The following is a 20,830-nucleotide window of genomic DNA, read 5'->3' on the forward strand; positions in this document are numbered from 1 at the left end:
TCGTCTGTCCTCAATTGAAGGTCAGGTCCGGATATGGCTCATGACAAGCTCTCCGGACAGATAGGAAAAAGGCGGATCGGACCCTAGAGCATCGGACCCGAAAGTGGAATCCACTTTTGGGAATGATCCGATGCTCCCTTTTTAGCGGCGCATTGTTCGGCGCGGAAAACCGGGGCCACCTTTCCGCACGATGCGCTTGCCTCAAGCCTTCGAAAGTCAACGCGGCGTCTGCAATTCTTGCGCCGCGGCGCGGGCCAGAACCGGATCGTAGCGGTGACGCATGAGTGGAATGAGGATAGCGCCCGCGATGAACCCGCCAAGATGGGCAAACCAGCCCACCCGTTCGTCGCTGCCGAGAATGGCGGAGGCAAGCTGTACGGCCAACCAGAAGCCGATGGCCCAGTAGGCTGGAAGCCGCAATGGAATTCCGCCGAGAAAGAGAGCCCAGATCCGCACGCGCGGATAAAGAATCACATAGGCTGCGACGACACCTGCCACGCCACCGGAGGCGCCGATGAGAGGGCGCTGCGGCGTGGGCAGCATGAAACTCTCCGGCGTGCCCGCACCCACGATGGTGAAGGAGGCGACGGCGTGCACGAAGCTGGCGGTGACGCCGCAGAGCACGAAGAACGCGAGGAAGCGCAAGTGCCCCATCGCATCTTCCACATTGTCGCCGAACACCCAGAGAAACAGCATGTTGCCGATCAGGTGAAACCACGATCCATGCAGGAAGATGTTGGTGAGAAGCGTCATCCAGACCGGCACGAAGGGATAGCCCTCAGGCAGTCTCTCGAAGCCGAAGAGAACGGCAGGGATGAGTCCGAGACCGCCGACCATTTCATCCTGACTCAGCGGCCCGAAAACGAAGACGAGATGAACAAGGATGCAGGCGACGATCAGGGACCTCGCTACGACCGGCGTTTTCATATGCTGGAGAGGAACACCGTCGTGAAGCGGAAGAAACATGGCTCATTCTCAGCGGTTCTGGCCTGGAACCCAGAGAACGTCCAAGTCGCCCTTGTCATTGAGGTAGCGTGAGGCGACGAAAAGAAAATCCGAGAGCCGGTTGAGATATTTCACAGCCTCGGGAGACACCTTCTCGTCCGGCTTACTTGTAAGCTCCACCACATTGCGCTCGGCCCGGCGGCAGACGGTGCGGGCGAGATGCAAGGCGGCGGCGGCGGGCGTTCCGCCCGGCAGGACGAAAGAGCGGAGGGGGCTGAGCTCCGCGTTCAATTCGTCGATCTCCCGCTCCAGGCGGTCGACCTGACCTTGTGTGATTCGCAAAGGCTCATAGGGAAGAGGCTTATCGGTCTCGACAGTGGCCAGATCGGCGCCGAGATCGAAGAGATCGTTCTGAATCCGGTTCAGCATCGCGTCGATGGGCAGGCCTTTCGTGTGCAGGCGAACCATGCCGATGCAGGCATTGGTTTCGTCCACCGTGCCGAAAGCCTCGATGCGCAGGTCGTGCTTGGGGCGGCGTCCGCCGGCGGCCAGAGCCGTCGTGCCCTTATCCCCGGTGCGGGTGTAGATGCGATTGAGAACGACCATGAAGGGTCCGGGGTTCGAGGGATTCGATCAGAACGAATACCCAACCCGTGCGCCAACATTCGTCAAGCCCCGATTGTCGGAGCAGGCACCGGCATTGGAGAGGTGCTCGATGGTGGCCATCACGCTCCAGTTGGCGGAGAGACGCACGCCCACGGAGCCGGATTCACGAAACAGGGGCGAACAGCCCAGGGCCTGACGGTCCGACAAGGGGTCGCTGACCTTGTCCTTGCCGTTATGGAAGGCGCCGCCCACGCTGCCTTCCACGAAGAGGTCCGGCGTGACGTCAATCGTCCACGTGAGGCCCGTATAGGCGAAGCTTGTCCGGCCATCGAAATTCAGGCTGCCGCCGAAATGGGGACGGGGGATGAAGTAGCTCGTGAACAGATCCGAGGCCGTGAAGGGCTTTGCGAGGAGAATTTCACCGGTGAGATTGGCCGACCCGCCCTCGCCCTCGGGGCCCCAGGGGTCCTGCGCGGAAAAGCCGATGCGGAATTCGGAGAGAAGACTCGGCTGGGCCGAGGTGGTGGAGAGAGACTTCCTGGCGTCGGCAGCAAATAGGCTCGTCGATCCTACGAACAGGACCAGAAGGCTCAAGCCTAGGGCTTTGCTGGCGCGCATTTTAAGAGAATCCACCGCTCAATGAATGAGGCCATCAGGCTACGCCCGTTATGGCTAATGTTCTCTTAATACAAACCGTGGCGAAAAAGTGTCAATACGAGGAAAGCTAAGCCGCTCTCCACCAGATTACGCCCATGATGACGATGATGGCGAGAAACTGAAGCAGCACACGCATTCTCATGAGGTGCTGCGACCGGTTGGCGCTGCCGCCGCGAAGCATGTTGATGAGGCCGAGAAGCAGCACGAAGGCAACGGCCAGAACGGCAATCGGGACAATGAGATCGGCAAAGCTGGTCATCGGAATTCCACAGGCGGAGAAAAGGTCCGGCGATTCGGACCCTTGGACAGGAAAGGGGCCTCATCGCGCGAAGCCGGTCCCGTCTTAACCCTAAACTCAGTTCCTGCGAAGCAGGCGTTCGAAGTAGTCGAGCTCTTCCTGCGGCCGCGTCGGGTCGCCGAGCTTGCGTCGAAGCTCTTCCAGGATGCGCTGAGCCCGCTGGGCAGGCGATTCATTGACGTTAGGGACGCCATCCCGCGTGTTGTCCACGTAGCCCCTGTTTCGGGTGGGGCGGCCTAAAGGATCGTTGTTCTGCTGTCCGGCCTGACCCTGACCCTGCGGTTCGCCCTGACCGGGCTGATCGCCCGCCTGCTCGTTACCCTGGCCTTGCTGCATTTGCTGCATCTGTTGTGCCATGCCCTGCATGCCGCGGCGGAGGTTCTCGAGAGCGCGCCCTTGCGCATCGACGGCAGGTCCGTCCTGTCCTTGGCCGAGAGCTCCTTCGGCCTCGCGCATGGCGTCTTCAGCCTCGCCGAAGCCCTGCTCGCTCTGCATGCCCATGCCTTCCATGCGCCGCTGCAAGTCCTGAAGCCGCTCGCGCAGCGCCTGCTGCCTCTGCTGGAGGCCTTGCTGGTCCTGGGAGCCGTTTTCGCCCTGTTCCTGACCGTTACCCTGCTGGCCCTGTTGCCCTTGCTGGCGCTGTCCCTGCTGACGCTGGCCTTGCCGCTGTCCCTGGCGGGGAGCATTGCGGTCGCCCTGCTGCATGCGCCGGTTCTGGCCCTCGCGGAACGTTTCGTCACGCAGGTCCTGCTGCTCACGTGCCATGTCTTCGAGATCACGCATGGCCTGATTCATCTCCCGCGAGAGCGGGTCGGTCATGCGGCCGTTGGGCTGCGCCGTCTGGAGGTTTTCGAGGATGTTGCGCAACTGTTCGAGGAGCCGCTGCGCCTCCGCCATGTCGCCGCGGCGCATGGCGTCCTCCATCTGCTGCAGCATGCGGTTGAGGTCGTCCTGCGTGATCATCCGGTCGGGAGCGCGCTGGTTCTGGTTCTCGGCCTGCTGATTCTGCTGCATCCGCTGGGCGAACTCGCGCAGGAACTTGTCCATGGCCTGACGCAGTTCGTCCGTGAGGCGCCTGATCTCGTCGTCGGGCGCGCCGCGCTCCATGGCCTCTTTCAGGCGTTCCTGGGCAGCACGCAGCTCCCGCTCCGCATCGGAGAGGTTCCCGTCCTCGATCTGCAGCGCCATGGACCAGAGCCAGTCGGCGACTTCAAGCAGCGACTCGTCGGCCTTCGCGACGCGCAGGCGCTCGGCCGCTGTGCGCAGGCCCATGAACACGCCCCATTGCGGCGTGAATTCCTCAGGTGCGATCAGAAGGGCGTCGAGGGCGATTTGCACGCGCTTGCGATCATCGGGGGCCAGCACGAGATTGCGTCGCTGCTCCACAAGGGCTTTCGCGAGCGGATTGGTGAAGGGGCGCTGCGGCAGGGTGAGGGTGATGGCCTCGCTCGTCGCTTCCTGCCCTGCTTCATCCTTGGCCTTGAGCCTGATGGTCACCGGCGCGCCGGCCCAGGGATGGTTCGTGAGATCGACCGGAGAGCGGGTGTCGGGCGCATTCTCCTCGTGGCTCGGGAGGGTCAGCGTGAGCGAAGGAGCCGGAACCAGGGAGCGGCCTTTGCTGCCATCGGCCTTCTCCACCAAGCCTTCGAGCGAGGTAATGCCGTAATCGTCCTTGCCCTTGTAGACGAGGGTGAAGGTGCCGCGTGCATTGATCTCGGGGGGGGCGGTGAAGGCGATTTCGGGCATACGGTCGGGAATGGCTTCCAATTTCAGTGTCACGCTGTGGGCAAAGCCTGTGCTGACGGTCAGCTCGGTGCTGCCGTCGAGCGTAAAGCGCTCCTCGCGCAGGTCCGCGCGCTGATTGCCCTTGGGCGGCAGGGGAGTCAGGCCCTTCCCCGGCTTGATCTCCGCCGTGCCGTCGCCGGCGACGCGAATGACGACGGTGGAGCGGATCGGCGCACGAAGGTCCTGGCCCCTGGCAAGGTCGATCATGAGCGGCGGCGTACGGGTATAGAGCGGCGGATCGATCCAGCCATCGATACGGAAGGCGGGCGCCGAAGCCGACGCTTCCCGCCAGTCGAAGGCCGCCTTGAGGCGCGATCCGATCTCGGGCCCTGCCACGAAGGCGCTCGTCACAAGCGCAAGAATGCCTGCCGCCCGAAGCGCATAACGGTCGCGCCGGGGCATGTCGGGGCGGGGAGGGGCGACCCGCATCCGGCCGATGGCCTCCTCGGCCCGCTTGCGATGAAGGGACCAGAGGGCCCGCGTGCCGGGATCGGTTGCGCCGAGCGCCAAGCTATCGTCGAGCACCCGAGCGGGGCCGTGGCTCAGGCCGGTGTCGCGGTCGAGACGGTCGAGAGCACGCGTGCGGCTGGGCATGCGCAGCCGCAGCAGGGGCCACAGAGACAGAAGGAAGGCGGCCGTAAAAAGGCTCAGGCCTATCGAGCGCCAGAAGGGCGCGACATCGAGCCAGAGACCGAACCAGGACAGCGTGAGGAAGAGAAGAACGATGGCGAGGGGCAGCCACAGCCGGGGCCAAGCATCCTCCCACCACAGCGACCAGCGCGCATGTGTGATCAGGCGCCCGAACCTCTTGCTCAGGTTGCTCTGCGCAGGCGACGGGTTCGGGCCTTCGCTCATGCCAAAAAGTCTCCGCAGCACGCTTGTGCTGACGCCCCCGTCGAGAAGCTAGCACGTCATGCCCGGATGACCAGCCGTCAAACGGGCACAAAGCGCCGCAAGGGGATTTTCCCGCGTCACATCCTCGTCAGCGACAGGACAACGGCGGAGCATGACCCCGGTTCGAGGCCAAGTGCCTTAAGCCAGCCAGTCGGGAACCCGGTCGAGGCCGATCAGATCCTCGTAGGAGGGACGGGGCCGCACCACCGCGCTCTCCGCGCCACGCACCAGAACTTCCGGCACGAGGAGGCGCGTGTTGTAGGTGGTGGCCTGCACGGCGCCGTAGGCACCTGCCGTCATCACGGCGATGAGATCGCCCGGCTTCACCGCCGGCATGTCGCGGGACAAGGCGAGATAGTCGCCCGTCTCGCACACGGGGCCAACCACATCTGCAACGATGTGCGGCGTGCCGGGCGAAGGCTCCACCACGGGCTTGATGTTATGGAAGGCGTCATACAGTGTCGGACGGATGAGATCGTTCATCGCCGCATCGACGATCACGAAGGTGCGATCCGCACCCTCCTTCACGTAGATGACCTTGGCGATCAGCACGCCCGCATTGCCCGCGATCAGGCGGCCCATTTCAAAAACGAGCTTGAGGCCGAGATCCTTCGTGTGGCGCTTGATGATCTCAGCATAGGCCTGCGGATCCGGCGGCGGCGCATTGTCTTCGCGATAGGGCACGCCGAGACCGCCGCCGAGATCGATGTGGTGGAGCTTGTGCCCATCCGCCATCAGGTCGCGGGCGAGTTCGGCCAGAAGCGCGGTGGCATTGTCGTAAGGCGTGAGATCCGTGATCTGGCTGCCGATATGCATGTCGACGCCGGTGATCTCGATTCCCTTCAGCTTGGCGGCGCGGGCATAGACGTCGCGGGCGCGGGAGATCGGAATGCCGAACTTGTTCTCGGACTTGCCCGTCGAAATCTTCTTGTGCGTCTTGGCATCCACATCCGGGTTGATGCGGATCGAAATCGGTGCACGCCGCCCCTTGGAGAGCGCGACCTCGGAGAGAGCCTCCAGCTCAGGTTCGGATTCGACATTGAAACAGAGGATTCCGCTGTCGAGGGCAAAGGCCATCTCGGTCTTTGTCTTGCCGACACCGGAGAACACCACGCGTTCGCCCGGCACGCCCGCGGCCAATGCACGGCGCAGCTCGCCTTCCGAGACGATGTCCATGCCGGCGCCCAGGCGCGCCAGCGTTTTCAGCACCGCCTGATTGGAATTCGCCTTCATGGCGTAGCAGACGAGAGCATCCGTATCCGCGAAAGCCTCGGCCAAGACCCGATAATGCCGCTCAAGAGTGGCGGTGGAGTAGCAATAAAATGGGGTGCCGACCTCGTCCGCGAGGCGGCGCAAGCTGACGTCCTCCGCGTGGAGGACTCCGTCGCGATAAGCGAAATGGTGCATCAGGCGGCCTTACAGCAGCGGGTCAAGGATAAAGGGCTCTTTGGGGATGGTATAGCCGCGATTGGGCTTCGAGCGGGGCGTGCCGACCGGGGACGGCAGGGTGGCCTGATCGGCGGCTCCCTGCTGCGCCTCGGGAGCAGATCCGTCCGGCGGCGGCTCAAGCGCGCCGCGACGGCCGCAGGCCGAGAGACCAAGAACGAGAGCGCCCGCAACGAGAGCTATGCGGACGAGAGATAGGCTGGGCGACATCAGAAGCTCCGAATTGCGACGCACCATAGCGGCAAACCTCTAGCAGAGGCGAGAGGGAAGTTAAGGATGTCGGCCGGAGTTCTCGGGGATAAAGTCTTGCAGGTGCAGAGATGAAAAGGTTAGAGGCGGGGTGGCCCCCGCCTCTGCATGCTAGAAGTAATGGAAATCGGGGATAACAGGTTGGGCGTATCGTATGCCTGAGGCCCCTGAATAATCCTGCGGCTCATGCCACCAGTAATCTGCGGGATTCTTGAAATATTTTTGGTTGTTCTCTCCGAGGGTCGTATACAGGAAATCAGAATTGCCCCAGGCTCCCTCTTTGCCGCCTACGTAGCGAGGCCCTGAATAGAACCCTGGCTCCTTTGAGATATCGCCATATTCTTTCTTCAGGTAGGTATATTTATTGTACGGCGGGTTTTTGCGGCTATTGTACAGGTCGTAAATCGGCATGTTCGCTCCTCATTTTGATCTGTAATAACATACAGACAAAATTCAGATGGAGCGCCAGCCTCGTTCTTCAACCAACTGAATGAAACAAAATACATGCAATTTTAAGTGGTTTCGCATGCAATTAGAGTTGTGAAGCATATAGTAACTCGGCTTTTGGAACTTCAGCCCTTCTTAAGCTGAGTCACTTGCAGACAACGCTGCAACACATAACATTGGGAAAATGCTTCTTTACCGCCGCCATCGTCGATTGATTACCGCCGTTCTCCTCATCTGCGCGATGGGAGGTGCTGCCATCTGGTATTCGCTTGGTAGGGCGAGCCTCGACAGAACCACAAGGGAATGCGAAGCGGCAGCATCCATCGGAGAACGGCTACGGCCTTTTGCAAAGGGAGAGTTGGCGGCGATCAGCGTCGACAAGACCCCGCAGCTGCCGCCGGCGGTTGCCTTCAATGGCCCGGAAGGACAGCCGATGAGCCTGTCCGACTTCAAAGGCAAGATGGTCCTCGTCAATCTTTGGGCGACATGGTGTGTGCCCTGCCGACAGGAAATGCCGGCTCTCGACAAGCTCCAGGCGGATCTGGGCGGCGCCGATTTCCAGGTGGTCGCCATCAATGTGGATACGCGCAATCCCGACAAGCCAAAGGCGTGGCTGCAGGAAAACGGCATCAGGAATCTCGCTTATTATGCCGATCCGGCCGGCAAGCTGCTCCAGGTCCTGCAGAGATCGGGCCATGTGGTCGGGCTGCCGACGACCTTCGTCGTCGACGCCTCGGGCTGCGAGATCGCGCTCCTGAAGGGTCCTGCCGAATGGGCCTCGCCCGATGCGCTGGCCTTCATCCGTACGGCGCTCGGCAGATCCTAATTCCTCAAAACCTCCTCCATCCTCCTCAGGATGAGGGTCGCGCTTGAGAGGGAGCGTTAAATCCGGAACGCGCCCTCGCCGTCTGGCTGCCCGAGCACGCCGGAAAAGGCGGGTTTCGAGAGCCGCCATGGACGATCCATAGCCTTCCGGGTCTCGCCTTTCTGGAGCGGGCGCGGGATACCGTCGGCCGAGATCTCCTCAATCACGAGAAACCCGAGGCGCTGCAGCATCGTAGCCGCCATCTTGGTGGCGACGTCATCCGCCCGCACGGACAGGGAGCCTGCGGCGTAGATGCGTTCGATCAGGGTTTTGGGATGGTACGGCGCCGCTGCCTTGCGCGGCTTGAACGGGACGACATTCGTCGTCTCTGGCTCGAACATGGAAGACCCCCGATTTCGCCGCCCGGTTCTGTTTTTCTGGGCGGCATTCTCTTGAGCCAAAATGTAGGAAGCCGAGCCGTTTTTCGGAATGCGACATAAACCGCCCCCGTTCAGGGCCACGGTGCAATAAAAAGCGGGGCCAAGCCCCGCTTTGATGCCTTCCTTCATGCGAAGGCGGATCAGGCGCTCTGCTGAACCTGGATGCCCTTGTCGGCGAAGAGCTGCTGCAGCTCGCCCGCCTGGAACATCTCGCGGGTGATGTCGCAGCCGCCGATGAACTCGCCCTTCACATAGAGCTGGGGAATGGTCGGCCAGTTGGAATAATCCTTGATGCCCTGGCGGATGGTCTCGTCCTCGAGCACGTTGATGCCTTTATAGGGCACACCCAGGTAGTTGAGGATCTGGACCACTTGGCTCGAGAACCCGCACATGGGGAATTGCGGCGTGCCCTTCATGAACAGCACCACGTCGTTGGATTTCACTTCGTTGTCGATGATCTGGTTGGCGTCAGCCATGGAGGTCTCCTGTTCCGCAGCGGTCAAGGCGCTGGGTTCATCTTCAATTGTCGGGTGCCAGCGTCGTCAATGCAAGGGCATGGAGCGCGCCGCCCATGCGGCCCTGCAGCGCCGCATAGACCATCTGGTGCTGCTGGACCCGGGACTTGCCCTTGAAGGCCGAAGACGTGACGGTGGCGGCGTAATGGTCGCCGTCGCCCGCCAGATCCTTGATCTCGACGACCGCATCCGGCAGGGCGGCCTTGATCATGCTCTCGATATCGCGTGCATCCATTGCCATGGATCAAACTCCTCAGGCTTTTCCGGCCATGTAGTCAGGCAACCAGGATTCGTGAGCCGTCTTCAGCTGCTTCACGGATATGGCCTGCCGGCCCGGCAGAATCAACGAATCGCCGCCCGTCATGCCCAGCGTCACAGCCTGGATGCCGACAGCGCTGGCCTCGTAGAGAATGTCGGCGGCCGCATCCTCATCGACGGCAATGAGATAGCGCGCCTGATCCTCGCCGAAGAGGAAGGCGTGGAGCGGCATGCCTTCCGGCATAGCCGTGATCTCGGCGCCGACGTTGCCTGCCATCGCCATTTCGGCGAGTGCCAGTGCAATGCCACCGTCGGAGCAGTCGTGCACCGTCTTCACCTGACCGGAACGGATGAGCTGGCGGATGAAGTCGCCGTTGCGCTTTTCCGCAGCGAGGTCTACTGGCGGCGGAGCCCCTTCCTCGCGGCCGCAGATGTCGCGGAGATAGATCGACTGGCCGAGCCAGCCCTGCGTGGCTCCGATCAGAATGATGGCCTCGCCCTCGTTCTTGAAGGCGATGGAGGCATTCACCGTCACATCGTCGATGAGGCCCACGCCGCCGATGGCGGGAGTGGGAAGAATGCCCTGGCCGTTGGTCTCGTTGTAGAGCGAGACGTTGCCGGACACGACCGGGAAGTCGAGTTCGCGGCAGGCTTCGCCGATGCCCTTCAGACAGCCTACGAACTGGCCCATGGATTCTGGCCGCTCGGGGCTTGCGAAGTTGAGGTTGTCGGTAATCGCGAGCGGCAGACCGCCGACCGCCGTGATGTTGCGCCAGGCTTCCGCCACCGCCTGTTTGCCGCCCTCGAAAGGGTCGGCCTCGCAATAGCGCGGCGTCACGTCGGTGGTGAGCGCAAGGCCCTTCGGTCCGTCCTCGACGCGCACAATGGCCGCATCGCCACCTGGCGTCTGCACGGTGTTGCCGAGGATGAGGTGATCGTACTGCTCCCACACCCAGCGCTTCGAGCATTGGTCCGGCGAGCCGACGAGCTTCAGAAGCGCTTCGGCTTCCGACATCGGAGCCTTCACGCTTTCCGGCGCGATCATGGGCTGCTTGGGATATTCCACCCACGGACGGTCATAGATCGGAGCCTCGTCGCCGAGCTCCTTGATCGGGAGATCGGCCTTCACCTCGCCCTGGTGCTTGATGACGAAGCGCAGCGTGTCGGTGGTCTTGCCGATGACGGCGAAGTCCAGGCCCCACTTGTGGAAGATGGCCTCGGCCTGCTTTTCCATGCCGGGCTTGAGCACCATGAGCATGCGCTCCTGGCTCTCGGAGAGCATCATCTCGTAGGCCGTCATGCCCTCTTCGCGGCAGGGCACCTTGTCGAGGTCGAGTTCGACGCCGAGATTGCCCTTCGCGCCCATCTCGACCGCGGAGCTGGTGAGACCGGCAGCGCCCATGTCCTGGATCGCGATCACCGCGCCGGACTTCATGAGTTCGAGGCAGGCCTCTAACAGCAGCTTCTCGGCGAAGGGATCGCCGACCTGCACGGTGGGGCGCTTCTCCTCCGACGCATCGTCGAATTCGGCGGAGGCCATGGTGGCGCCGTGGATGCCGTCGCGGCCGGTCTTGGAGCCGAGATAGACGATCGGGTTTCCGACGCCGGTGGCCTTCGCGTAGAAGATTTCGTCCGTGCGCGCGAGGCCGACCGCCATGGCGTTGACGAGGATGTTGCCGTTGTAGCGCTTGTCGAAGCCGACGCTGCCGCCTACCGTCGGCACGCCGAAGGAGTTGCCGTAGCCGCCGATGCCCGCCACCACGCCAGAGACGAGGTGAGGCGTCTTCGGATGATCCGGCTCGCCGAAGCGCAGGAAGTTGAGCGATGCGATCGGGCGCGCGCCCATGGTGAACACGTCGCGAAGAATGCCGCCAACGCCCGTCGCCGCGCCCTGATAGGGCTCGATGAAGGACGGGTGGTTGTGGCTTTCCATCTTGAAGATGCAGGCCAACCCGTCGCCGATATCGATCACGCCCGCGTTCTCGCCCGGGCCCTGGATCACCCAGGGCGCCTTGGTCGGCAGGCCGCGCAGATGGATGCGCGAGGACTTGTACGAGCAGTGCTCGTTCCACATGGCGGAGACGATGCCGAGCTCGGTGAGCGTCGGCTCGCGGCCGATAAGCTTCACGAAGCGATCGTATTCGTCGGCTTTAAGCCCGTGCTCCTTGACCAGCTCCGGGGTGATGGCGACGTCGTTGCGGATCATCAGTGTCTCGTCTCTTGAAGAAATCAGGCAGCGCGGGGGAAAGACGACACGAGGCTCTCGAACAGGCCGCGCCCATCGGTGCCGCCCACGAGATCTTCGATCAGGTTTTCCGGATGAGGCATCATGCCGAGCACGTTGAGCTTGTCGGAGTAGATGCCCGCGATGGAGTTCATGGAGCCGTTGCGGTTGGCGTCAGCCGTCACATGGCCTTGCGCATCGCAGTAGCGGAAGGCGATGAGGCCTTCGCCTTCGAGCCGCTCCAGCGTCTCCCCATCCGCCGTGTAATTGCCCTCGCCATGCGCGACGCAGACGTCGATGGCCTGCCCCTGCGCATAACGCTTGGTGAAGGCGGTGTCGTTGCGCTCCACTTTCAGGAACTGGCGATGGCAGATGAACTTGAGGTTCGCGTTGCGCATCAGGATGCCGGGCAGAAGGCCCGACTCGCAGAGGATCTGGAAGCCGTTGCAGATGCCGAGCACGAGGCCGCCGCGCGCCGCGTGCGCCCTCACCGCATCCATGACCGCCGCGCGGCCCGCGATGGCGCCGCAGCGCAGATAGTCGCCATAAGAGAAGCCGCCGGGCAGAACCACGAGATCCGTGCCCTTGGGCAGCTCGTGCTCGGCATGCCAGACCTTCTGGACGTCGGAGCCAGCCTGCTTGAGGGCCCGCACCACATCGCCTTCGCGATTGGAGCCGGGGAAGACGATGACAGCGGATTTCATGTCAGCCTCACACGATCTCGACGCGGTAGTTTTCGATTACGGTATTCGCAAGCAGCTTCTCGCAGGCCGCCTTCAGCGAGGCCTCGGCCTGGGTCTTGTCTGCGGTTTCGAGCTCGATGTCGAAGACCTTGCCCTGGCGAACGCCGGCGATGCCGTCCACGCCGAGGGACTTCAAGGCCCCTTCGATAGCCTTGCCTTGGGGGTCGAGAACGCCGTTCTTGAGAGTGACGGTGACGCGAGCTTTCATGGGAGGCCTCAGGCTGTTGCGATGTGCCCCACGCCATAAAGCCATTAGCCGCAAGAAACAACGGCTTCGGAGCATGATCCGGTGAAGTGGTCACCGGTTCGCCGCAAGATTATGCGGAATTTCGGCTCATGTGCCCAATTCACGGGCAGCGACGTCACGGGCCGTCTGCTGCACCACCTCGGGGGAGAGGCCGATCACCAAGACAACCTTCAGATCCTTGCCGGAACGGTGGCCCAGGGCAGCACCGAAGGCGGGGGGCTTTTTGCCGTCCATGGGAGTCAGGCTGATCGTGAAGCCCGGATAGGGCGCGTCCTTCAGGCGCTCGACGGAAACTTCCGTCCGCACCGGCTTCTTGGGATCGACAGGGGAGCGAAGGGCGCGGGCGAGGCGCTCCGGATCCTTGAGAATGGTGTCCGTGATTGCGGCGTCCCTGCCTTTCAGGCGAATAACGCTGACGGCCAGACCCGGGCTGCAGGAGGGCGGGGCGCAGAACGAGAGGGCGATGGGCTCGGCCCGGTCCTCGGCGAGCCATTTGCGTAAGGGCAGGGCATCCCAGGAGGCATCCATCGGAAGGCCCGCCACGGTGCGGGGAATGTGGTCGCAAGCGGCGAGGCCAATGGCGACGAGCAGGATCAGGGTGCGGGAGAGCAGGCGAAGCGGCATGGTTCCTTGTAACGTCAAACCCGTGACGAGGTCGATGGGGCGTTTCTTCCCTCTCCCTTGCGAGGGGCTGGTGGGGGCGCAAGGGCAGAGCATGACACTGCCGTCATGGCCGGGCTTGACCCGGCCATCCACGTTTTGGAGCCACCACGGATCAAAGACGTGGATCCCCGGCCCAAGGCCGGGGATGACGAGCGAGTTGAACCCTCGCTCACCCAGTTCTTCCATCCCACTCCTGCCCCTCCCCGCAAGCGGGAGAGAAAAGAGCGGTGCTTCCACGAGAAAGCCCGGCGCTCGGGCCGGGCTTTCATACCATTCAAAGGCTGCTTCTTTACTGCACGAGGCGCGGACCGCCGGTCACGATGCTCTCGTTCTCCGCCAGGATGCCGAGGCGGCGGGCGACCTCCGTGTAGGCCTCCACCAGCCCGCCCATGTCGCGGCGGAAGCGGTCCTTGTCGAGCTTGTCCTTGGACTTGATATCCCAGAGACGGCAGGAATCGGGGGAGATCTCGTCGGCAACGACGATCCGCATCAGCTCGCCCTCCCAGAGGCGGCCCGTCTCCAGCTTGAAGTCCACCAGGCGAATGCCGACGCCGAGGAAGAGGCCGGACAGGAAATCGTTGACGCGGATGGCGAGCGCCATGATGTCGTCGATTTCCTGAGGGGAGGCCCAGCCGAAGGCGGTGATGTGCTCTTCCGAGACCATCGGATCGCCCAGCTCGTCGTTCTTGTAATAGAATTCGATGATCGAGCGGGGAAGCTGCGTCCCTTCCTCGAGGCCGAGTCTCTTGGCGAGCGAGCCCGCCGCGACGTTCCGCACGACGACCTCAAGGGGGATGATCTCCACCTCGCGAATCAGCTGCTCGCGCATGTTCAGGCGGCGGATGAAGTGAGTGGGAACGCCGATATCGTTCAGATGCTGGAAAAGGAATTCCGAGATCCGGTTGTTGAGCACGCCCTTGCCGTCGATCACTTCATGTTTCTTGGCGTTGAAGGCGGTGGCGTCATCCTTGAAGTGCTGGATGAGCGTTCCGGGTTCGGGGCCCTCATAGAGGACCTTCGCCTTGCCCTCATAGACGCGACGGCGACGATTCATAGGCGTGTACCGTGGTTTGAGAAAATCCATATTGCCGTGGGCTCCTGGGTCAAAATTGGTGCAGTTCCGCGGCCGGCGTAGGCGCGGCTTTAAACCAGCGCTCCGCTTGAGGGCAACCTATCCGATCCATAGGACGAGCACAACGCGCAGGGGAGGGGCAGGCTTTAAAAGCCTCCTTAAGCACCTTCTTCTAGATAGGAATGGCATGGCGTTGGCGCGAGTGCGCCCTTATATCGCATGACGGGACCAGTTAGAGAGGACCATCCATGACCCTTTTCAACGAGCGCGAAGACACTTTCGAGAAGCAATTCGCCCACGACCAGGAACTGCGCTTCAAGGCCACGGCCCGCCGCAACAAGCTGCTCGGACTCTGGGTCGCCGAACAGCTGGGCAAGACCGGCGATGAGGCCGACGCCTATGCCAGAACCGTCGTCCGGGCCGATTTCCAGGAGCCGGGGGATGCGGATGTGCTTCGCAAGGTCCGGCAGGATCTCGACAGTGCGGGCAAGACCATGGGCGAGGCCGAGCTGGGCGCCAAGCTGCAACAGCTGATGGCCCAGGCCATCGAGGAGATCAAGGCGGGGCTATGAGCCCCGCCTGCCGTTTAAGCTTCAGTTCGAACCAACAGAAACGCCATTACAAGAAAAGAGCATCATGCTGATCAATCCATCCTTCCCCGACCTCCTCAGAGGGGGCACGCCCCTGCTCACGGCCTGGTGCGGCATTCCTGAGCCTTCCGTTCCGGGGCTTCTCGCGCGGGAGGAGTTCGATGCGGTGGTGATGGACATGCAGCACGGCACCATCGACTTTGCCGCCGCCCTCCGGGCCGTGCCGCTGATCGCAGCGGCGGGAAAGCCGGCTCTCGTGCGGATTCCGGTGGGCGAGTTCGCCACTGCCTCGCGCTTCCTGGACGCCGGCGTCTCGGGGGTGATCGCGCCTATGATCAACACCATCGAGGATGCTCGGCGCTTCGCCTCCTTCATGAAGTTCCCGCCCGTGGGCGCGCGGAGCTGGGGCGCCTATGGCGCGATCTCCCTCTCGGGTCTCGAGCCTGCAGAGTACCTGCGCCAGGCCAACGATCTCACCGTCTCCTTCGCCATGGTGGAGACCCGAGAAGCGCTCGCCATTTTGGATGACATCTTGGAAGTCCCCGGTATCGACGGCGTCTTCATCGGTCCGGCGGACCTCTCCATTGCGCTGTCGGGTGGCAGGGGTGTGGACCCGTCCAGCCCCGAGGTCGACAAGGCCCTGGACCACGTGCTCGCCCGGGTGAGGGCGGCCGACAAGATCGCCGGCATCTATGCTCCTTCGGGTGCACGCGCCGGGGAGCTTGCCCGCAAGGGCTTCAACATGGTCTCCATCGGCAGCGACAGCAGCATGCTGCGCGCCGGTGCCCAGGCCTCGTTGGCCGCAGCCCAGCAGGGCTGACGCCTTACGTGACGGGGCTGCCCTCCCGCGCCTTGGCCACACGGTAATAGGCCCAAAGCACCTTGGCGGCCACACCCCGCCAGGGGCGCCAGCGCTCCGCAAGAGCCGTCAGCGCCCTCGCATCGGGCCGCATGTCCAAGCCATACGCGATCCGGGCAGCCTCCTGAACGGCGAGATCCCCGCCTGGAAAAGCATCGGGATGGCCGAGGCAGAAGAGCAGGTAAATGTCCGCCGTCCAGGGGCCGATGCCCTTCACCCCAGTGAGGAGGTCATGAGCCTCGTCAGCCGGAAGTTCATGCAGTCGGTCGAGCGGCAGCAATCCTTCGATGATTGCGGAGGCGGTTGCACGGATCGTCCTGACCTTCATGGCCGAGAGGCCTGCCGCACGCAGCTCCTCGTCCGAAAGGCTCAGGAAGCATTCCGGGCTCGGTGGATCGAGGATCATTCTCAGCCGGCCCCAGATCGCCGCGGCGCTCGCCGTCGAGACCTGCTGCCCGACAATGATCCAGGCCAGGCCCTCGAAACCCGGCGGGCGCTTGCGCAGCTTCGGGGTGACGCCATCGGCGACAAGCGCCGCCATGACGGGATCTGCCTTGGCGAGCGCCTTCAGTCCCCTCTTGAGAACCGCTTCCGTTTCGAGGAGGGTGGCCATCAAATCCGTTCCTTGCTCCCTTGAAGGCCGTCCGTGACGCAGCCCGTATTCCGATTTGCTCCCAGCCCCAACGGACGGCTTCACCTTGGCCATGCCTATTCGGCCCTGCTCAACGATGCCCTCGCCCGCCGGCTCGACGGCCGCTTCCTGCTGCGCATCGAGGATATCGATATCACACGCTGCCGTCCGGAATACGAGAGGGCGATTTACGAGGATCTCGCCTGGCTCGGTCTTCACTGGGAGAAGCCGGTGCGCCGGCAGGCGGAACATTTCTCGGATTACGGGGCCGCCTTCCAGGTGCTGAAGGGCAGGGGACTCGTCTATCCCTGCTTCTGCTCCCGCAGGCACATTGCGGAGAAGGTCGAGGTAATCGAGGCGCAGAGCGGCAAGGCTTGGCCGCGCGATCCTGACGGCGCTCCCCTTTATCCGGGGATCTGCAAGGGGCTTTCTTCCGAGGAGGTCGCGAGAAGGATCGGCGCCGGCGAGCCGCATGCGTGGCGCATCGACAGCGAGGCCGTGCGGAAACGTTCTCCCGGCCCCCACACCTTCACGCGGTTTTCTCCCGATGGCGATGAAGAAGTCGTTGAGGCTGATCCCTGGCGCTGGGGCGATACCGTGATCGTGCGCAAGGATGTGCCGACGAGCTATCATCTCTCCGTCGTCGTGGACGATGCACTGCAGGGCGTCACCCATGTGGTGCGCGGCCAGGATCTCGAGGCCGCAACCGATCTGCACGTGCTCCTGCAGGAGCTGCTCGGCTTGGCCACGCCGCTCTACCACCATCACGGGCTGATCCTCAATCCGGGCGGGGACAAGCTCGCAAAGAGCAGAAAATCGGAAGCCTTGTTCGAGTTGCGGGCACGAGGTGTAACAGCTGCCGAGATCCGGCAAAAGCTCGGCTTTGCGCCTTAACCCACACCCAGCACGTAGAGCCACAGCAGAGTGGTGCCGAGCGCCAGAGCCGTCGAGAGCGTCACCGCGCTCGATGCCAAGGCGACGCCCTCATTGTAGCGCTCCGCGAACAGATAGGCGTTGATACCTGAGGGACACGAGGCGAAGAGCACGGCTACTCCCGCCCAGACAGGTGGCATCTCGAACACGTAGTTGGCGAGGAGCAGCACCACGAGCGGATGCACAACGAGCTTGAGAACGGAAATGACCGTCGGCAGCTTCCAGCCCATCTTCATCCCGTAGCGGCGCAGGGCGATGCCCATAGAAATCAGAGCGCAGGGAACGGCCGCGCTCGCGAGCAGGTCCACGATCTGCCAGAGCGGTGCCGGAACGGCATGGGCGATGGGGCGAAGGGCAGAGCCTGCCAAAATGCCGATGACGATGGGGTGCGTTGCCAGTCGGCGCAGGATGATCAGGGGCGAAGCCTGGCGTCCTTCGGCCAGCACCGTGGCGAGCGTCATGGTCACCGGCAGATGCACCGCGAGCAGCAGAAAGAGTGGCACCGCGCCCTCGTCGCCATAAGCCTTGAGGATCATGGGCACACCCACGAAGACGGTATTGGCTTGGCCTGCCGAGAAACCGGCCACGACGCTCGATACACCCTTGATCCCGAAGAAGCGCCTGCCGATCGTGGTGGCGAGCACCCATGCCACAGCCACACCCACGAAGTAGGCGATCCAGTAGCCCCACGGCTGCACCTCCGGAATCTCGGCCTTCACGAGAGTGCGGAAGATCAGGCATGGCACGGAGAGGGTGAAGACGAATTCGGAGAGACCCTCACCCATGCGCTCGGACACGAAGCTCGTCTGGCGTGCGATATAGCCGATCCCGATCAGGCCGAAGACCGGAAAGACGATCATAACGAGGTCAAGCATGATGAGGATCAGCGCAGGTCTGCACGCTGGGAGAGGCTCGCCGATGCGGCCCCATGGGCCATGAGCTCGTCCACCTGTTCGCGTTGGCGCTTGAAATCGGCAAGGCTGCGGCCATCGAGTTCACGCCCTTGTGGCAGGCGGATCTTCAGCGGATCGACGAAGCTGCCGTTGATGAGCACTTCGTAGTGGAGGTGCGGGCCCGTCGAGAGGCCCGTGCTGCCGAGGTAGCCGATGACTTGGCCCTGACGAACCCTGGTGCCCGGAGCCATGTTCTTGGCGAAGCCCGACATGTGGGAATAGGTCGTGACATAGCCGTTGGCGTGCTGAATCTCGATATGGCGTCCATAACCGGACTTCCAGTCGGCGAAGCGGATCGTTCCGTTGCCGGCGGCCAGGATAGGCGTGCCGACCTTGTTGGCCCAGTCGATGCCCGTATGCGGCCGGGAATAGCCGAGGATCGGATGGAAGCGCGAGCCGAAGCCCGAACGCAGGATGCCATCGGAGATGGGTTTGCGGATCAGGAACTTCTTGAGGGAGCGTCCGGTCGTGTCGAAGTAATCGATGGTCCCGTCATCGCCCTGGTAGCGATAGACGCTGCGCGATTCCCCGCCCACTGTCAGCGAGGCATAGAGGACTTCCGGCGATCCGCCGTCGTCATCCGTACCGAAGAAAACCTCGAAGGTGTCCCCCTGCGAGACGCGGCGCTGGAAATCGACGTCGTACCCGAAGATGCGCACGAGCTCGTCCACGGTTTGACGCGGAAGGTCGTTCTTGAGGGCGGTCTCGTAGAGGCTCTCGTAGAGGCGGGTTCCGCCGGGTTCCTCGTCCTCGGCGACATCGTCCTCCTCGGGGGCCTCGTTGCCCTTGCGGTTGGAGGGGTCCACGGGGGGCGTCACAGATACGAAGATGCCGCGGTCGTTCGTGGCGGCAATTCCTTCGATCCCTTTTTCGCCAAAGGCAATGACACGCACGATCTGCCTGGGGTCGCCCAGGCGCGGACCGGGCGCGATGAGAATGCGAAGGCGCTGACCTTCCATCATCGATGCGACCTGCATCCGTGCCGACAGAGCCGTGGTGATCGCCGCGATCTGCTGCGGGGTCGCCCCATAGCTGCGCAGGATCGTCTCCAGCGTCTCGCCCTTCCGGAGAACCACATCGCGCTCCTCGATCAAGGGGGCGACGGCCTTCTGTTCGATCTTGGGCAGCTCGGTGACGTTCTCGGGCATGACCCGGACTTCGATCGTGCTGAAGGCAGTATCCACGACATGGGCATAGCCCAGAGCATCGCCGAGCCCATCGGGCTGGCGCAAGGTGCGCGACAGCATCTGCTGGGCCGGGATCGGAACGGAGGTGCGGCGCCCGGTTTCGCCCGCAACGCGGCGCTCCTCTTCCAGGATGGCCATGACATCGTTGTCGGTCAGAGACGGTGCGCTGGCCTCGATGACCATGGCGGCCAGGTCCCGCCGGACCACGGAGACATCCGCGTCCGAGATTTCAGGCACCTGATCGATCTTTTCCTGCACATCCTCCGCAAAGAGGCGCAGGGGGTTGAACGGAGGAATATCGGAGGCGTAGGTGCCGGTCGTCAGGGAGAGGTTGGTGGCAATCCGCACGAATTGCCGAACCTTGATGGCCTCGCGATCACCATTGCGGATCGTCATGGGAGCTTTGAAGCTCTGCTTCGCGGATGCCGTCATCTCCGTCATGTTCAGCCTGTCGCCCTTGCGGGCAACATTTGAGGCGCGCTCTTCTTCCATGCCGGACTGAAGCTGGGCATTCAGGGCCGCCCGCTCGGGAGGCTGAGCGGATGTGGTTGCTGCCTCGATCGCAACATGGATGGAGGCACCGATCAGAACCGCGCCGGTGACGCCCGTCAGAATACTGGCGCCGAGCCAGCGCAGGTTGATGTCCCGCTTGTCCACTTCCGGGGCGGTCGCACCGTTGGAGCTCAAAGCGGGCTCATGGCCGAGTTCGATTCCGGACGACAGGCGCAAGGTTTCCCTGCGGGAAGCCCTCGGCTGGATGTCATCTGGAGGAACATGGCTCATGACAATCTTTATCGCGGTCGATGGGTTATCTTACTGCATAGATGCTGAAGGCGCTCTAGCACAAGAGAGGTCACCGGCACAGGCTTAACGGTTGAGGCCTGTGCGGGACTGTCTCTTCGAAACGAGGCGCCGTCGGGAGCGCTGCTTCAATCCTCACTGTGTCCGCAGTGAGGCAACGCCTGCGGAATCCTGTGAAGTGGTTCTGTCGAAGGCCCGGACTGCGCGGTTTCCGAAAGGCCGTCAAAAAACTTTCACAAGCGTGTTGACAGGGGAAAGACGACGGGCTTATAACCCGCCCATCGACGCCGCCGCTGATTGCGGATGGCGCCAAGACCTCCTTCGAATGCAGGCTCCTTGGCCTGACGTAAGTCAGGGCAAAAAGCACGTTCTGCGGAGGACTCATCTTCGGGTGAGGGTCGGCTCGGTTCTCGGGTTTCTCGAAAACGGGGTTGACAAAGAATACGAATGATCCTAAATCAGGTTCATCGCGGCGCTGCTAGGGAATGGCGGCTCCGATGTTTCCCTGACAGGCTGGCGGCTCAAGCCGGGTAAAACCGGACTGAGGCGCTGTTGTCATCGGAAACTGCATCTTGTGATGCT

The 20,830-nt window shown here is 62.9% G+C and carries 23 protein-coding genes; 4 read left to right on the top strand and 19 right to left on the bottom strand.

Annotated elements, in window-relative coordinates; genetic code table 11:
• Positions 1-216: 216 nt before the first annotated feature.
• The 8 genes from ACUXUR_RS26085 to ACUXUR_RS26120 all read right to left on the bottom strand — a co-directional run bounded on the left by ACUXUR_RS26085 (position 217) and on the right by ACUXUR_RS26120 (position 7,291).
• Complete coding sequence (locus ACUXUR_RS26085) at positions 217-966, bottom strand: rhomboid family intramembrane serine protease (RefSeq protein ID WP_445505266.1); 750 nt, start codon at positions 964-966, stop codon at positions 217-219.
• A 9-nt stretch (positions 967-975) separates the two neighbouring features.
• A complete protein-coding gene (locus ACUXUR_RS26090) occupies positions 976-1,551 on the bottom strand; it encodes a cob(I)yrinic acid a,c-diamide adenosyltransferase (RefSeq protein ID WP_445505267.1) in 576 nt (191 codons plus the stop codon).
• A 27-nt stretch (positions 1,552-1,578) separates the two neighbouring features.
• Complete coding sequence (locus tag ACUXUR_RS26095; RefSeq protein ID WP_445505268.1) at positions 1,579-2,169, bottom strand: acyloxyacyl hydrolase; 591 nt, start codon at positions 2,167-2,169, stop codon at positions 1,579-1,581.
• A 106-nt stretch (positions 2,170-2,275) separates the two neighbouring features.
• On the bottom strand, positions 2,276-2,467 hold the full coding sequence (locus tag ACUXUR_RS26100; protein WP_445505269.1) for a twin transmembrane helix small protein: 192 nt from the start codon (positions 2,465-2,467) through the stop codon (positions 2,276-2,278).
• 96 nt (positions 2,468-2,563) lie between these two features.
• Positions 2,564-5,146 (bottom strand): TIGR02302 family protein, encoded by a 2,583-nt coding sequence (locus ACUXUR_RS26105; RefSeq protein ID WP_445505270.1) that lies wholly within the window; start codon positions 5,144-5,146, stop codon positions 2,564-2,566.
• Positions 5,147-5,323: 177 nt separating this feature from the next.
• The gene (gene lysA / locus ACUXUR_RS26110; protein WP_445505271.1) at positions 5,324-6,592 is read right to left on the bottom strand and encodes a diaminopimelate decarboxylase; all 1,269 of its coding nucleotides are present in this window, start codon (positions 6,590-6,592) and stop codon (positions 5,324-5,326) included.
• Between the two features lie 9 nt (positions 6,593-6,601).
• Positions 6,602-6,841: an LPS translocon maturation chaperone LptM gene (lptM, locus tag ACUXUR_RS26115; protein ID WP_445505272.1), complete on the bottom strand. Its 240-nt coding sequence runs from the start codon at positions 6,839-6,841 to the stop codon at positions 6,602-6,604.
• A 150-nt stretch (positions 6,842-6,991) separates the two neighbouring features.
• Positions 6,992-7,291 (bottom strand): hypothetical protein, encoded by a 300-nt coding sequence (locus ACUXUR_RS26120; RefSeq protein WP_445505273.1) that lies wholly within the window; start codon positions 7,289-7,291, stop codon positions 6,992-6,994.
• A 220-nt stretch (positions 7,292-7,511) separates the two neighbouring features.
• On the opposite strand from ACUXUR_RS26120, the gene tlpA reads away from it, so the two are divergent.
• Positions 7,512-8,153 carry a thiol:disulfide interchange protein TlpA gene (gene tlpA / locus ACUXUR_RS26125; protein WP_445505274.1) on the top strand — a complete coding sequence of 214 codons (642 nt, stop codon included), beginning with the start codon at positions 7,512-7,514 and terminating at the stop codon, positions 8,151-8,153.
• 56 nt (positions 8,154-8,209) lie between these two features.
• On the opposite strand, the gene ACUXUR_RS26130 is transcribed toward tlpA, so the two are convergent.
• From ACUXUR_RS26130 to purC, 8 genes are all read right to left on the bottom strand, one after another.
• Positions 8,210-8,533 carry a hypothetical protein gene (locus ACUXUR_RS26130; protein WP_445505275.1) on the bottom strand — a complete coding sequence of 108 codons (324 nt, stop codon included), beginning with the start codon at positions 8,531-8,533 and terminating at the stop codon, positions 8,210-8,212.
• A 179-nt stretch (positions 8,534-8,712) separates the two neighbouring features.
• Positions 8,713-9,048 (bottom strand): Grx4 family monothiol glutaredoxin, encoded by a 336-nt coding sequence (gene grxD / locus ACUXUR_RS26135; RefSeq protein ID WP_047191266.1) that lies wholly within the window; start codon positions 9,046-9,048, stop codon positions 8,713-8,715.
• Between the two features lie 43 nt (positions 9,049-9,091).
• Positions 9,092-9,328 carry a BolA family protein gene (locus ACUXUR_RS26140; RefSeq protein WP_134495007.1) on the bottom strand — a complete coding sequence of 79 codons (237 nt, stop codon included), beginning with the start codon at positions 9,326-9,328 and terminating at the stop codon, positions 9,092-9,094.
• Positions 9,329-9,340: 12 nt separating this feature from the next.
• Positions 9,341-11,551 (bottom strand): phosphoribosylformylglycinamidine synthase subunit PurL, encoded by a 2,211-nt coding sequence (gene purL, locus ACUXUR_RS26145; protein WP_445505276.1) that lies wholly within the window; start codon positions 11,549-11,551, stop codon positions 9,341-9,343.
• A 23-nt stretch (positions 11,552-11,574) separates the two neighbouring features.
• Positions 11,575-12,273, bottom strand: coding sequence for a phosphoribosylformylglycinamidine synthase subunit PurQ (gene purQ / locus ACUXUR_RS26150; protein WP_445505277.1), 699 nt, complete (start codon positions 12,271-12,273; stop codon positions 11,575-11,577).
• Positions 12,274-12,280: 7 nt separating this feature from the next.
• Positions 12,281-12,520, bottom strand: a complete 240-nt coding sequence (gene purS / locus ACUXUR_RS26155) for a phosphoribosylformylglycinamidine synthase subunit PurS (protein WP_445505278.1) — start codon at positions 12,518-12,520, stop codon at positions 12,281-12,283.
• Between the two features lie 126 nt (positions 12,521-12,646).
• On the bottom strand, positions 12,647-13,408 hold the full coding sequence (locus ACUXUR_RS26160; protein ID WP_445505279.1) for a hypothetical protein: 762 nt from the start codon (positions 13,406-13,408) through the stop codon (positions 12,647-12,649).
• A gap of 103 nt (positions 13,409-13,511) precedes the next feature.
• A complete protein-coding gene (gene purC / locus ACUXUR_RS26165) occupies positions 13,512-14,306 on the bottom strand; it encodes a phosphoribosylaminoimidazolesuccinocarboxamide synthase (RefSeq protein ID WP_445505280.1) in 795 nt (264 codons plus the stop codon).
• Positions 14,307-14,542: 236 nt separating this feature from the next.
• Here purC and ACUXUR_RS26170 point away from each other — a divergent pair, with 236 nt between their 5' ends.
• Together ACUXUR_RS26170 and ACUXUR_RS26175 are read left to right on the top strand one after the other, a co-directional pair.
• Positions 14,543-14,866 carry a DUF1476 domain-containing protein gene (locus ACUXUR_RS26170; protein ID WP_445505281.1) on the top strand — a complete coding sequence of 108 codons (324 nt, stop codon included), beginning with the start codon at positions 14,543-14,545 and terminating at the stop codon, positions 14,864-14,866.
• Between the two features lie 64 nt (positions 14,867-14,930).
• Positions 14,931-15,704, top strand: a complete 774-nt coding sequence (locus tag ACUXUR_RS26175) for an HpcH/HpaI aldolase family protein (protein ID WP_445505282.1) — start codon at positions 14,931-14,933, stop codon at positions 15,702-15,704.
• Positions 15,705-15,708: 4 nt separating this feature from the next.
• Here the strand turns inward: ACUXUR_RS26175 and ACUXUR_RS26180 are convergent, their stop codons facing one another.
• Entirely contained in the window at positions 15,709-16,356 is a 648-nt protein-coding gene (locus ACUXUR_RS26180; protein ID WP_445505283.1) for a DNA-3-methyladenine glycosylase family protein, read from the bottom strand.
• Positions 16,357-16,389: 33 nt separating this feature from the next.
• On the opposite strand from ACUXUR_RS26180, the gene gluQRS reads away from it, so the two are divergent.
• Positions 16,390-17,268 (top strand): tRNA glutamyl-Q(34) synthetase GluQRS, encoded by an 879-nt coding sequence (gene gluQRS / locus ACUXUR_RS26185; protein WP_445505284.1) that lies wholly within the window; start codon positions 16,390-16,392, stop codon positions 17,266-17,268.
• On the opposite strand, the gene ACUXUR_RS26190 is transcribed toward gluQRS, so the two are convergent.
• Together ACUXUR_RS26190 and ACUXUR_RS26195 are read right to left on the bottom strand one after the other, a co-directional pair.
• Entirely contained in the window at positions 17,265-18,182 is a 918-nt protein-coding gene (locus ACUXUR_RS26190; protein ID WP_445505285.1) for an AEC family transporter, read from the bottom strand. The genes gluQRS and ACUXUR_RS26190 overlap by 4 nt on opposite strands.
• An 8-nt stretch (positions 18,183-18,190) precedes the next feature.
• Positions 18,191-20,230, bottom strand: coding sequence for a M23 family metallopeptidase (locus ACUXUR_RS26195; protein ID WP_445505286.1), 2,040 nt, complete (start codon positions 20,228-20,230; stop codon positions 18,191-18,193).
• Positions 20,231-20,830 lie beyond the last annotated feature (600 nt).

Source organism: Microvirga medicaginis, from assembly GCF_052658925.1.